Raw genomic sequence first — 13,457 nt, forward strand, 5'->3', positions numbered from 1 at the left:
TATTAAAACCAGTGTCCTAAAATAACACTGAATATGCCTTTTTGATTGTTTTTAAGTGAATGGCTGAAATTAACTTTAATCTGCCCGAAAGGAGATTTGTATCCAGCCGTAAGTCCTAGTGAACTATAATTTACTTTAACAGCATCTTCAAATTTAATATCATCTGAAAGATTCGCAAAGCTGAAATTCCCGCTGATAAAATAGTTTTTATTGAATTTAAACTGAACATCGTTTGAAACGAGAATCACATTATTTGCATTGAGCTGAGCAAAATAAAAGCCTCCAAAGTTCTTAAAGTTGATGAGATTCTGTTCAAAGATTCCCCCCAGTCTGTATTGGTAAAATTCCGGAAGATTGTCCCCGATCGTAATTCCACCATAAAGATTCAGACGGTATGAGAATTGTTTTGAGAGCGGAATATTAAGTCGGATATCTGCTTTAACCTGAATGATTCTTTTTTCAACTTCCGATTTTAAAAGGTCAATGACCTTACCTTCAGCATTGATGTAAATCCCTCGGGAAGGGAAGTCTTTATCGTTCTGGGTGTCACTTTTCAGGAATACATATGGGTTTAAAAAACGCATGTATCTTTCGTGTACGCCGTTTATTTCCGCACCAAAATAGTCATGGCTTATTCCACCGCCAATTGCAAATTTATCCTTCCAAACGGACTGTATATAAGCCTCGTTTCTGAACCATTCCCATTTATCTACAATATTGTTATCTATATTTTTCAGGTCAAAGCTCATTCCGGAAGAGTAGATCCCGAAGCCGGGGATATATCCGTTATCAATAAAATAATTCAGATAATACCTCGGTTTGTCACCTACCACTACATCTAATGAAAGATTTGAGTTTTTAAACAGAAGACGTTTTCCGGAGTAATTCAGAAGAAGTCCTGTTTTGAAAACTTCATCGTAATGCAGTCCGACTTTCAAAAAGTGACGGGCTTCATCTTCGGTAACGTAGAGTTTCAGATAATTAGCATCATTTTCCGGGATGATATCATAATTGATAAAACGGTAATTGTTGGTGGCAACAAGTTTATCAATTTTCTTATTAATACTTCCATAAGTCTGCATAGAAGGGAGACGGAGCCCCATTTTCCCCAGAACGTAGTTTTTACCGTAAATACGGCCTCCATCTAGTGAAATGCTGTCTATCTTGTATACATTGGAATATATTGGGTTTACGCGCTCCCTAAGGCGGTCAAATGAACGTTTTGGAAGCTGATCCAATACCGCGGTATACTTCATGCCTTCTGTATATCCACTATCCAGAATTTTCTTTTTATCGTCGTAGCTGGTGGCCGTCATCCCTTTAAGATTCGGCTTGATATTAATATCGGTGTATTTGTACTGTTTTCTGGTATCTCTTTTAATTCCGAAATCAATAACCTGATTTAGAATGGATATAATGTTGTTTAAATCATCTCTTGTCGATAAATCCTGGTTTAGGTCCACACCGATCACGATATCGATTCCTTTGTCCTTTAACGGCTTTGAAGGATAATTGACTGTCATTGCACCATCAATGTAAATACTGTCGCCGATTTTTACCGGATCCATAAGAGAAGGGAAGGCTGAGCTGGCCATAATCGACTGTACCAGGTCTCCTTTCTCAAAGATCTGCATATTTCCGCTTTCAAGATTGGTGGCTACACACATAAAAGGGATGGGCAATTTAGAGAAATCATCAATATTGGAAACATTTTTAAAAAGTTCCTTGAGGAGATATACATTTCTCTGCCCCGAGCTTATGGAAGAGGGAAGGGATATTTTTCCGTTTTTTAAAGGAATGGATAAAAGATATTTATCAACAGCTTTGTTAAAGAAAGAAGTTTCCTGTCTCGATTTAGGATCCATGATCAGAGAATAGAAATCCGTATCCATCACGATCTTCTCTATTTCTTTTCCGGAATATCCCGAAGCATACAGACCACCTACAATGGCGCCCATACTGGTTCCGGAAATATAATCTACTTTTACTCCCAATGAATCTAATACTTTCAGTACTCCGACATGTGAAAAACCTTTGGCGCCGCCACCGGCAAGGGAAAGTCCTATTCTGGGATTTTTGGGAATGACGAGATCCTTTTTCACTTGAGAATGGATCATCAGGAGTTGGAATACGAAGAGAAGGATCAGGAGTTTTCTCATAATTAGTCTTTTATATATATCCGTTTCACCCGTGGCGAAATGGATGTTAACACTTCATAGGTTATTGTTTTGCAGTAGCCTGCGAATTCTTTTAAACTTGGTTTTGCATTAAAGATGGTGACTGTATCACCTTCCTTTACATTTGGAATTTGATCTACGTTGATCATCATCATATCCATACAGAGATTTCCTACGATAGGAGCCAGAATTTTATTCACACCTACATTACCTACCTGATTTCCGATCAGTCGCGGAATTCCGTCTGCATATCCTACAGGAATGGTAGCGATCTTTGCGGCATGATCAGTTATGTATTTTCTGCTGTACCCTACAGATTCTCCGGTGTCTACCGTTGATATCTGCGAAATTACGGTTTTAAAGCTTACCACAGACTGAAGCTGTTTCTGTATTTCACTACATGGTGATTCTCCAATCATTCCTATCCCGATTCTTACCATGTCATACTGATGTTCTGTATAACTTGTAATTCCGGAAGAATTCAGAATATGTCGGAGAGGGGTGTATCCCAACTTTTGAATCAGATAGCTGGAGTTCTTTTCAAAAACTTCAAACTGGCTGAATGTAAATTCCTTCTCTTCAGGCATGTCTGATGAAGACAGGTGGCTGAACATACTCTGGACCTTTACATTTTTATGGCTTAAAGTTTCACTGAGCTCATCCAATTCAAAATCTTTAAAACCAAGACGGTGCATTCCCGTCTCAAGTTTGATATGAATAGGATATTTTTTGTCATACCCGGATTTTTGAACCGCTTCATAGAACAATTCCAAAACTCTGAAACTGTAAATTTCAGGTTCTAAATTATATTCAATAATCGCTTCATAGCTGTGCTGTTCAGGATTCATCACGATGATAGGAGTGGTAATTCCTTTTTTACGCAATTCTATACCTTCGTCCGCATAAGCAACACCCAGATAATCAATATGATGGTGTTGCAGGAATTCAGAAATTTCATAGCTTCCCAATCCGTAAGCATTTGCCTTTACCATCGCCATCATTTTTGTTCCCGGTTTCAATAGGGATTTGTGATAGTTGATATTATGAAGAATTGCATTCAGATTGATCTCCAGAACCGTATCATGCTTTCTGAGTTCAAGAATATCTTTAAGCTTCTCGATTTCAAATTTTCTTGCTCCTTTTAGCAGGATGATCTGATTTTCAATTTCTGTAAGATGTTTACTATCAATTAATTCCTGAGTACTGATGAAAGTAGACGTTTTAGATTTAAATAATTCACTGAATTTTGAAATTTCACTTCCGATTAAAAAAACAGAATCGAAGTTCTGATCATTCACCAGTTCGGAAACTTCTTCATAGAGTTTCTGTGAATTAGAATTAACCCCCACAATATCCGTTAAAACCAGAGATTTTTTAGATTTATTATATTCATTCAGAAACTGAAGTGCTGTCTTGAGAGAATCCAGATCAAGATTAAAAGAATCGTTGACGATGATATTATTTTTAATGCCTTCAATAGCTTCCAGCCGCATTTCCACGGCTTTTAAAGAATTGATCTTTTCGATGATCTTTTGATTATCGATATTTAGTTCTTTTAAAACGGTGATCAAAGCCAGAGCATTCGTTAACGTAGCTTCGTCTCTCTGATGAACAGGGAAGGATATTTCTTCGTCAAAATAAGCCACCGTAATTTTTTCATCTTTAGAAATACCTTCTTTGATGAAAACCTGGTTGTTCTTTTTAAATCCGTAAGAAATTAATTTTTTACCTGAATATAAATCCTTTATTTTTTGGTCAACCAATGCATTATCGCCATTGTAAATAATGACTTCAGAACCTTTAAAAAGCATGATCTTTTCATCGATCAGTTCTTCTTCAGATTGGAAATTGGCTGCGTGTGCAGTTCCGATATGAGTAAGCAGTCCGATCTGCGGATGGAATATATGCTCCAGCTTTTCCATCTCATGGGGCTTTGAAATTCCTACTTCAAAAATTCCCAGTTCATACGAGCTGTTGATTGGGAGTAAGGAAAGCGGAAGACCGATCTGAGAATTAAAACTTTTCGGGCTTTTTACGGTTGGAAATTCATTCCAAAGACACTGGTAAAGCCATTCCTTTAAAATAGTTTTCCCGTTACTTCCTGTAATTCCAATGGATTTAAGGTGCGAATTTTCAAAATGGTATTTCGCCAGTTTCTGAAGAAAATCCACTGAATTTTCAACAATAATCCACGTAATATTTTCAAACTGCGGATATTGATGCTCAGAGATAATCACATCAATACCGCGATCTATGGCAGATTCAATGAATTTTTCTCCGGAATTCTTGTGCGTATTGATCGCTACGAATGCCGTATTTTTCGTTGAATAAATAATTCTGCTGTCAAACGCTATATTTCTGATCACTAAATCTTGATTTCCAATGATCTGTGCATTGGTGATGTCTGCAATTTGTTTTACTGTATAGTTCATTGGTACCCGTTCTGCTTTATTTTGAGCTCATTGATGGTAAATTTTAGGGAAAGGTAAATATTTCGTTTTTGAATATATTCTCTTCTAAAGTTTTGCCCCCTTTTACCTTTACAAGTTAATTTATTTTTTCTGGATCATTGCAAAGGCGCAAAATAATTAATACAGATACTTTTGTACATGCAGAAATAACTTTGCGCCTTCGAGATCCTCCATCCGCTGTGCGGTATTATTTTTTCTTTCTTAAAAGCATTTCGTCAATAAAAACGCGTCGGCTTACTGCTTCATAGCTTTCCGTTTCGCCAAGTTCCACAAGATCATTTCCCTGGGAAATTCTCATAGAGTAGTTGGCCAGATTCCCTGTTCTCTTGCAAATAGCATGCACTTTTGTGACGTATTCTGCGGTAGCCATCAAATTAGGCATCGGTCCGAATGGACGTCCCAGGAAATCCATATCAAGTCCTGCCACAACCACTCTTACGCCGCTGTTGGCAAGCTGATTGGCAATATCTACAATGCTTTCATCAAAAAACTGTGCTTCATCTATTCCCACCACATCACAGTTAGAAGCCAGCAGAAGAATTTCATTGGGATTATCTACTGCTGTACTGCGGATTTTATTCTGATTGTGAGAAACAACGTCCTCTTCAGAATATCGTGTATCTAGTCTCGGTTTAAAAATTTCCACGTTCTGACCCGCCATTTCTGCTCTTCGCAATCTTCGGATCAGCTCTTCGGTTTTTCCCGAAAACATAGAGCCACAAATAACTTCCATCCAACCACTTTGTTTGGAATGATTAATTGTATTTTCTAAAAACATTTGTTAAATTAGCCGTATATTTTTAAGATCAAAAGTAAGCAATTTTAATAAGATTCTTATTATGCAGAACATCCAAGATTTAAAGGAAAAAATTTTTTTTGAATCCAAGAATATCATCGATATTTTGGAGAAAATAAACAACGTAGACGAATTACTTTCCAAGCAGGATCTTGTAGATGAGCTTGCGAACAGGATTTCTTTTTTAAGGTTGCTGGAAAAAAATATCGAGTACTTTATTACCGATCATTCTCAGCAGAATGCAGAGAGCCAGTACATTTCATCCCAATCAGATGATGCCCATGAATCCAATCATGAAGTGACGGAAGAGGAGGCGATCTTCAATAATGAGTTTAATGAAATCGATGAAAACGAAGGTGAAAATTATTCAGCTACATCAATTGATGATGAGGAAATATTTAATCACCAACTGGATGAAATCGTAGAAAATGAATTCCATGAGAATATCGTCAGCTTTGCGGAAGAAAATAACGCAGAGATGTTATCCGACGGTGCCCAGGAAAAAGTTTCTCACCATGATCTTACAGAAGAGGAAGCCGTTTTCAATAATCAGTTGAACGAAATTGATGAAAATGAATCTTTTAATTCCACTGAAAAAGTTTTAAGCTTTGTGGATGAAGAAAGAATCCTTGCCGATGCGAAACCGGATAATGATGAAGATCTCAATGAAGATTTATTCATCACTGAAACCACAGAAGAGGAGGCGATTTTCAATAATCAGCTGAATGAAATAGACGAAGATGAAGACAACGTTTCACATGAAACAAATGCTTCAAAAGACCTTGAAACTGAACAACCGGAGCATCATACGTCTGAAAAAAACAAAGAACAGACCGAAAGAATTCCAAGTATTTTCGATACTGAAATGCTGGAAGACGAAATTCTGATCGAGGAAAATGAAGAGCAGTTCATTGCATCAAATGTTACCATTGAACAAGGGGAAATGCTTACGGACACTTCTAATGTGGAAGGCATCCTAAGCGAAATAAAAAACGATTTTCCTTTGGAAGAAAGGGAAGAAACCATCCTTGCGGAAGTCTATGACAGAAGAAAGATTGTCGATATAGATAAGCCGTTTCCGGAAACAGAAAACCAAAAACTAGCCTCTGATGAGAGCTTCGAAGATCTCGATGTCTATCAGCAGGAGAAAAAAATAAAACTGGCCAATATTAAAGGACTGAAAGCTGTGCAGAGCTTATTTGACGACGATCCTCTGGAAAGGGAAATGCCACACGAAAAGCCGGCACCCGAAGTAAAAGAAGAAGTGGGAAGCATTCTTAAAACCAACATTCCTACCCAATTTATGGAGGCGGATAAGGTAAAACCCGAATTCAGACTGGATCTGAATGACAGAATTGCCTTTTCAAAAATGCTGTTTGACGGAAGCCAGACGGATCTGAACGAAACGGTAGCCCGGTTGAACGGATTCAAAAATCTGGAAGAAGCAAAAGAATATCTCAGCGATCTTTATTACGAAAGAAAGTGGAGTAAAGTAGATGAATATGCCCAGAGACTCTGGATATTGGTAGAAAATAAATTCTTATAATTTTGAGCGGAATCTTATATTTTGTTCCCACACCCGTTGGGAACCTTGAAGATATGACCTTCAGGGCTGTAAAAGTCCTCAAGGAAGTTGACTATATTTTATGTGAAGACACAAGGACATCAGGAATACTTTTAAAGCATTACGAGATCTCCAAACCTTTAAAATCTTATCACCTTCACAACGAGCATCAGGCCACTGAAAAAGTGATTGCCGATCTTAAAAGCGGTCAGGATATCGCTATTATAACTGATGCCGGAACACCCGGAATATCAGATCCGGGCTATTTATTGGCAAAAGCAGGATCAGACAATAATATTGAAATGATTTGTCTTCCGGGAGCAACAGCCTTAATTCCGGCACTTGTAGTATCAGGACTTCCGAATAATGAATTTCTGTTTGCAGGATTTCTACCGCAGAAAAAAGGAAGACAGACGAAGCTGAAGCAGCTGGCAGAAGAGAAAAAAACCATTGTTTTATACGAAAGTCCACACAAGATCAATACTACTCTGGAGCAGATCAAAGAATTTTTCGGTGAAGAAACAAAAGCCAGCCTGAGCAGGGAAATTTCCAAGAAATTTGAAGAAACCAAACGAGGAACAATCAGTGAATTAATTGAATTTTCCAAAAGCAAAACTTTAAAAGGAGAGATCGTTCTTATTGTCAATAATTCTATTTAAAATCATTGAAAAACTTAGTTTTCGCACTGTGTTCGTCAGTGTGTATGGCCCAGACCAATCAGTATACCAAGATCCTTTTGTCAAAGAAAATAGGGCTGGAAGTTCATTCCTATTCAGAAGGCTACGGAACGGTTTACGATTCAAAAAATAAGAAAGAGAGCATTGTAGATTCATTGGGAAATATTACGTTTGAATCGCCTCACAGCATTTCACATATATTTAAAAACCGGTTTATCCTTACTTCAAAAGAGTCCGGTTACAGAACCAAATCTGCCATCATTGATGAAAAAGGAAACGAATTGCTTCCTTTAGACGATCAGAGTTTCAACACACCCTGGCTGAGTAAAAAGCGTATCATCTCTTCAAAAGAAAGAAAAGAAGCGGTTTATGACTATCAGGGAAAAGAAATCATTCCTTATTCAGATGGGGTACGGTTTGTGGCAGAAGACCGGTTTTTCGTGAAAAAAGATAAAGTATGGTTTTTATATGATCTGGAAGGAAAACAGATCAGTTCCCGTGAATTTAAAGAAGATTATCACTTTGAAAATGGCAAAGCACTGATCATTAATGAAGATCATCAAAGCGAAATCATCGGGAAAAACGGACAGACTCTGCATAAGTTCTCAACACAGATCTACAGTCTTGGTTCTTATCCGTATCTGATCACAAAGAACAGAACAACTGGGAAGTATGGTTTGGTGGATACCCAAGAGAACATCCTCGCTGAAGAAATCTATGATGATGCGTCACCGGAATATTTCGGAGCGAAAGAATATGTTTATCTCAGAAAAAAAGGAAAGGCAACCGTTTTCAATAAAAAAGATAAAAAACTTTATCCCAACAATTTCAAATATTTAACGCCATTATTTAATGATCTGTTCAGTGTTTACAGTGATAAATCAAAGAAAACCGGAGTGGTGAACCTTAGTGGAGATATCGTTGTTCCTCAGGAATATGATTTTATACAGAACTTCAGCATTTCCGGGAAAGATTTTATTTACCTTAAAAAAGGACAGCGGGAACAGTTTCTGAATAAGGATGTGAAAAATATTCTGGATGAAAATACCCAGGTCATTGCTTTCTATCCTGATCAGCTGATCATTAAAAAAGAAGACAGTTACTATCAATTTTCCGTTCTCAGCAAATCTGCTTCTGTACTGAAAGACATTGTTGCGATCAAAGAACAGGATCCGGATTTTTTCAATATTTTTAACCTGTATTCAAAACCTGTAGTTTGCAAAAATGCCAGTAATTTATATGGAATAATTGATGAAAAAGGGAAGGAGATCGTTCCTTTTATCTACGATGATATTATTGCGTTTGAGAATTCTGAGAATGAAATTGTCGTGAAGAAACAGGATAAATACGGGGTTGTGAATTTTCAAAACGAACCTCTGAAAGATATTATTTATGATAAATACTATTGGCAGAAGGAAGTTTTGAAGCTGGATAAAGATAAGAAAACTGATATTCTTTATTTTACAAGGTTCAAAAACAGTGGCAGCCGTCTTTAAAATATGATAAAAAACAGACAAAAATTTTCAGTAATTTGATGATTTGGAATGCATTGAATAACAATTTATAATATCTTTGCGGACTGTTTAATTCGTATAAAATTAAATATGCTAAATTGCCGTTTTTTTAAAGACGGAAGTATTTACTAAGAATATAATTATCAAGAGATATGATGAAACTATTAGAAGGAAAAGTAGCGCTAATCACCGGAGCTACAAGAGGAATCGGAAAGAAAATTGCTGAAATGTATGCTGAACAGGGCGCACAGGTAGCATTTACCTATGCCGGCTCTGTAGATAAAGCTCAAGCATTAGAGGCAGCTTTAAGTTCTGTAACCAAGATCAAAGGATATCAGTCTGACGCATCGGATTATGATGCGGCTCAAAAGTTAATCGATGATGTAATGGAAGAGTTCGGAAAAATAGATATTCTGATCAACAATGCTGGAATCACAAGAGATAACCTGCTGTTGAGAATGTCTAAAGATGACTGGGATCAGGTAATGAGAATCAATTTGGATTCAGTATTTAACCTTACGAAAGCGGTAATCAAGCCGATGATGAAGGCTAAATCAGGATCTATTATCAATATGACTTCTGTGGTTGGGATCAGCGGAAATCCGGGACAGTCCAACTATGCAGCTTCAAAAGCCGGAGTAATAGGATTTACTAAATCTATTGCACTGGAATTAGGATCAAGAAGTATCAGATGTAACGCAGTGGCTCCTGGATTCACTGAAACTGAAATGACAGCAGATCTGGATGAGAAAACACTTCAGGCATGGAGAGACAGAATTCCAATGAAGAGAGCAGGGCAGACAAAAGATGTTGCCAACGCATGTATCTTCTTAGGAAGCGAAATGTCTTCTTATATCACAGGACAAACCTTGAACGTAGACGGCGGAATGCTGACTTAATTATAAAAAATAACCGGCTGTACATCAATTGTACAGCCGGTTTTATTATGTAAATAGATTAAAAATACGCCGAATCTGTAAAATGCGTAAGATCTTTGTTAATCCTTAAAAACCTGGTTTTCCTGCTCCTGAACCCTTATAAATGTAGTTCTCTTGGACAGTTCTTTGAGTTTGGAAGCTCCAACATAGGTACAGGTAGAACGCACGCCACCTAAAATATCTTTTACAGTCTCCGAAACAGGTCCTTTATAAACCGCTTTCACTGTTTTTCCTTCTGAAGCGCGGTATTCTGCTACGCCTCCGGAATGCTTATCCATGGCGGTTTTGGAGCTCATTCCATAAAACAGACGGTATTTTTTTCCGTTCTCTTCAATGATTTCACCGCCGCTTTCATCATGACCGGCAAACATGCCACCCAGCATCACGAAATCTGCACCTCCGCCAAAAGCTTTGGCCACATCTCCAGGAACCTTACAGCCTCCGTCGGCAATGATATGCCCTCCCAGACCATGAGCCGCGTCAGAACACTCAATAATGGCAGAAAGCTGAGGATAGCCAACACCGGTCTTTACTCTCGTTGTACATACCGAACCTGGCCCTATACCTACTTTGATGATATCTGCTCCTACAAGAAGAAGCTCTTCCACCATTTCTCCGGTCACTACATTGCCTGCCATGATGATTTTATCAGGAAAATTACCCCTTGCCTTCTTCACAAATCCCACGAAATGCTCAGAATAACCATTGGCTACATCGATGCACAGAAACTCGATTTTTGGGTGCTTTTCGAGGATCACTCTGAGTTTCTCCTCATCCGCTTTTCCGGTTCCGGTACTTAAAGCAATATATTGATGAATGCTTTCAGGTTGGCTGTCCAGAAACTGACTCCATTCTTCCGGAGTATAGTGCTTATGAACGGCCGTAATGATCTTGTCTTTGGCTAGTTCTACCGCCATTTCAAAAGTTCCTACCGTATCCATATTGGCAGCAATAAGGGGAACGCCTCTCCATTTCTTTTTAGTATGCTTGAATGTGAACTCTCTTTCGAGATCCACTTCTGAACGGGATTTTAATGTAGAACGTTTGGGACGGAACATTACATCCTTGAATCCAAGCTTTATATCATATTCTATTCTCATAATCTGGAAAAAATTAATAAGAATAAATGTAGCGAAAACTTTTAAGGGAAAATTGAAAAGAGAATGTTTTATAGATTTTTTAACCTGTGAAACGAGTTTAAGAGTGAGAGAGTTTTTGGGTTTGAGCGTTATGGTCTACCTGTCAAAAGGGTCATGCTTCTTTTTTTTACGCAAAGGTTTGATATTAATGTGATCCAGTAAAAGGAAACTAAGAAGGAATAAATGAAATTGATTCGATTAAGAAGACGCTATATCCGGTAGCTTCATCAGCGAAGAAGTCGAACTCTTTGCCTTCTCCAACTCAAAAGCATTTTTCATAGAACTTTGCGTGAAAATAAATTAAAATTATCAACGCAATCATATGTGAAAATCCCTACAATCCGTGGTTTAAAAAAACAAAATAAAAAAGGGCGGAAAATCATCTTTTCACGCCCCATAAGTTGATAGTTCCCCGATGCATAAAGCCAAGCTTTTCATATAGCTTTTTTGCGCCGGTATTGCTTTCTGCGACATGCAGGAAAGGTGTTTTCCCGTCTTCAAATATTTTTCCGGAAACAAAAGTCACCAATTGTTTAGCCAAACCTTTTCCCAGATAATCCGTATCTGTGATCACAGCGCTTACCTCAGTCATATCATTCATCTGCATTCTTTCACCGGTAACCGCTACAAGTTTATCATCCTTAAAAATACCAAAGTAACGCCCCAATTCAGGCGTCCTTGCTTTAAAATAATAAGGATAGAACTTCATCACAAATGTCAGAAGTTCTTCATGGTTTTCTTCTTTCAGTTCAGTAATTTCCTCAGTCAGATCAATCTGAATAGGGTTTTCCAAAACATACTGATCACATACAAGACGTGACAATTCAGTCTTTAAATTTCCTAAGTCAGGTTTCGCACCGAAAATCAGAAAATCATCACAGATCCTTGCATAGTCTGTGATGTCTTTTTCTCTAGACCGCTCTACTGCACCGCCAAAAGAGGCTACTTCAGGGTTATAAAACTTAGTTTCCCCAAAATTAAAGCAGAACTTTTCATGGTATTCATTAAGTGAATGGTAAACAGGATTGTCTAGCTTTCCGTACATCAGTCAAAATTCATTACTTCCTCGAGCGTCTTCATGTATTCATAAGCTGTAAGATCGAACTTGACAGGAACGATTGAAATATATCCGTTGGCCAATGCCGTTTCATCAGCATCTTCAGACTCATCCATATTATTAAAATATCCGGTTAGCCAGTAGTATTTCTTTCCATGAGGATTTACCCTTTCGTCAAAACTTTCTTCCCATTTAGCATTGGCCTGCTTGCAAACCTTTACGCCTTTGATTTCTCCGGCAGTCAGTTTCGGGATGTTCACGTTCAGAACAATTCCTTTAGGCATTGGGTTTTCCAGTGTTCTTTTTACGATATTCTGGATATATTCTTTGGCTTGTGTAAAATCGGCCTCCCAGCTGAAATCCATCAGTGAAAATCCGATGGCAGGAATTCCTTCCACACCTGCTTCTACAGCTGCAGACATCGTTCCGGAATAGATTACATTGATCGAAGAATTAGCTCCATGATTGATTCCTGAAACTACAATGTCCGGTCTTCTGGTCAGAATTTTGTCAAGAGCCATTTTTACACAGTCTACAGGTGTTCCGCTGCATGAAAAATCAGTCTGCGGGCCATCAAGCGTTACTTCTTCGTAGCTTAAGGTAGAATTGATGGTAATAGCGTGGCCTTTTCCACTTTGGGGAGAGTTAGGTGCTACCACAATAACGTCTCCGATTTCGTTCATAAATTGTATAAGGTTTCTGATACCAGGTGCGGTGATTCCATCATCATTAGTAACCAGAATAAGCGGTCTTTCCATAAAATAAGTTTAATTTAAGAAGGTATAAGGCATCAATTGCCTATTGAAAAACAGTTTTTTTGTCATTTTAGACATCAGGAAAAAAGTTCTCACACTTCAAATTTAGCTAAAAACTTTTGAAGATGAATGCAATTCAGGAAATATAAGTTTAGGCTCAGGAGACAAAATTAAACTATTAAAACGCTATGATTCGGATGATTGTACAGTATCCAGAACTACAGTATTTGATATAATATCAAAGTTTTTTCGGGGCTGGATCTTGAAAATTGACTACAATTATTCTCAATATTGAGCCTTTCAGCAAACAAAATTGAACTTTTCAGCAAAGTATGATTATATTACATTATCGAAATTTGCTTGATCAAA

10 protein-coding genes are annotated in these 13,457 nt (G+C 37.7%); 4 read left to right on the forward strand and 6 right to left on the reverse strand.

Translation table 11 applies throughout. The annotated features are described in order from the left end of the window. Positions 1-2: 2 nt before the first annotated feature. The 3 genes from LC419_RS16415 to LC419_RS16425 form a co-directional block, all read right to left on the reverse strand. Positions 3-2,159, reverse strand: a complete 2,157-nt coding sequence (locus LC419_RS16415) for a patatin-like phospholipase family protein (RefSeq protein ID WP_223608375.1) — start codon at positions 2,157-2,159, stop codon at positions 3-5. 2 nt (positions 2,160-2,161) lie between these two features. Next, a complete protein-coding gene (locus LC419_RS16420) occupies positions 2,162-4,609 on the reverse strand; it encodes a bifunctional UDP-N-acetylmuramoyl-tripeptide:D-alanyl-D-alanine ligase/alanine racemase (protein WP_223608376.1) in 2,448 nt (815 codons plus the stop codon). 226 nt (positions 4,610-4,835) lie between these two features. After that, complete coding sequence (locus LC419_RS16425; protein WP_090027383.1) at positions 4,836-5,426, reverse strand: thymidine kinase; 591 nt, start codon at positions 5,424-5,426, stop codon at positions 4,836-4,838. A gap of 61 nt (positions 5,427-5,487) precedes the next feature. On the opposite strand from LC419_RS16425, the gene LC419_RS16430 reads away from it, so the two are divergent. The 4 genes from LC419_RS16430 (at position 5,488) to fabG (ending at position 10,098) form a co-directional block, all read left to right on the forward strand. Then, positions 5,488-6,990 carry a hypothetical protein gene (locus tag LC419_RS16430; protein ID WP_223608377.1) on the forward strand — a complete coding sequence of 501 codons (1,503 nt, stop codon included), beginning with the start codon at positions 5,488-5,490 and terminating at the stop codon, positions 6,988-6,990. A gap of 2 nt (positions 6,991-6,992) precedes the next feature. Next, on the forward strand, positions 6,993-7,667 hold the full coding sequence (rsmI, locus tag LC419_RS16435) for a 16S rRNA (cytidine(1402)-2'-O)-methyltransferase (RefSeq protein ID WP_223608378.1): 675 nt from the start codon (positions 6,993-6,995) through the stop codon (positions 7,665-7,667). Between the two features lie 5 nt (positions 7,668-7,672). Then, complete coding sequence (locus LC419_RS16440) at positions 7,673-9,181, forward strand: WG repeat-containing protein (RefSeq protein WP_223608379.1); 1,509 nt, start codon at positions 7,673-7,675, stop codon at positions 9,179-9,181. Between the two features lie 173 nt (positions 9,182-9,354). Continuing rightward, positions 9,355-10,098: a 3-oxoacyl-[acyl-carrier-protein] reductase gene (gene fabG / locus LC419_RS16445; protein ID WP_034724743.1), complete on the forward strand. Its 744-nt coding sequence runs from the start codon at positions 9,355-9,357 to the stop codon at positions 10,096-10,098. Between the two features lie 98 nt (positions 10,099-10,196). On the opposite strand, the gene LC419_RS16450 is transcribed toward fabG, so the two are convergent. From LC419_RS16450 to surE, 3 genes are all read right to left on the reverse strand, one after another. Continuing rightward, positions 10,197-11,237, reverse strand: a complete 1,041-nt coding sequence (locus LC419_RS16450; protein ID WP_223608380.1) for a GMP reductase — start codon at positions 11,235-11,237, stop codon at positions 10,197-10,199. Between the two features lie 418 nt (positions 11,238-11,655). Next, positions 11,656-12,321 (reverse strand): GNAT family N-acetyltransferase, encoded by a 666-nt coding sequence (locus tag LC419_RS16455; protein WP_223608381.1) that lies wholly within the window; start codon positions 12,319-12,321, stop codon positions 11,656-11,658. Continuing rightward, the gene (gene surE / locus LC419_RS16460; RefSeq protein ID WP_223608382.1) at positions 12,321-13,091 is read right to left on the reverse strand and encodes a 5'/3'-nucleotidase SurE; all 771 of its coding nucleotides are present in this window, start codon (positions 13,089-13,091) and stop codon (positions 12,321-12,323) included. The genes LC419_RS16455 and surE overlap by 1 nt, the downstream gene beginning before the upstream one ends. Positions 13,092-13,457 lie beyond the last annotated feature (366 nt).

The sequence above is a fragment of the Chryseobacterium sp. OSA05B genome (assembly GCF_019970065.1).
GTDB lineage: Bacteria > Bacteroidota > Bacteroidia > Flavobacteriales > Weeksellaceae > Chryseobacterium.

Excerpts from the sequence above, each read along its gene's own strand:
- LC419_RS16455 (WP_223608381.1), bottom strand. The coding sequence starts at position 12,321 with ATGTACGGAAAGCTAGACAATCCTGTTTACCATTCACTTAATGAATAC.
- LC419_RS16415 (WP_223608375.1), bottom strand. The coding sequence starts at position 2,159 with ATGAGAAAACTCCTGATCCTTCTCTTCGTATTCCAACTCCTGATGATC.
- LC419_RS16425 (WP_090027383.1), bottom strand. The coding sequence starts at position 5,426 with ATGTTTTTAGAAAATACAATTAATCATTCCAAACAAAGTGGTTGGATG.
- LC419_RS16430 (WP_223608377.1), top strand. The coding sequence starts at position 5,488 with ATGCAGAACATCCAAGATTTAAAGGAAAAAATTTTTTTTGAATCCAAG.
- surE (WP_223608382.1), bottom strand. The coding sequence starts at position 13,091 with ATGGAAAGACCGCTTATTCTGGTTACTAATGATGATGGAATCACCGCA.
- LC419_RS16450 (WP_223608380.1), bottom strand. The coding sequence starts at position 11,237 with ATGAGAATAGAATATGATATAAAGCTTGGATTCAAGGATGTAATGTTC.
- fabG (WP_034724743.1), top strand. The coding sequence starts at position 9,355 with ATGAAACTATTAGAAGGAAAAGTAGCGCTAATCACCGGAGCTACAAGA.
- LC419_RS16420 (WP_223608376.1), bottom strand. The coding sequence starts at position 4,609 with ATGAACTATACAGTAAAACAAATTGCAGACATCACCAATGCACAGATC.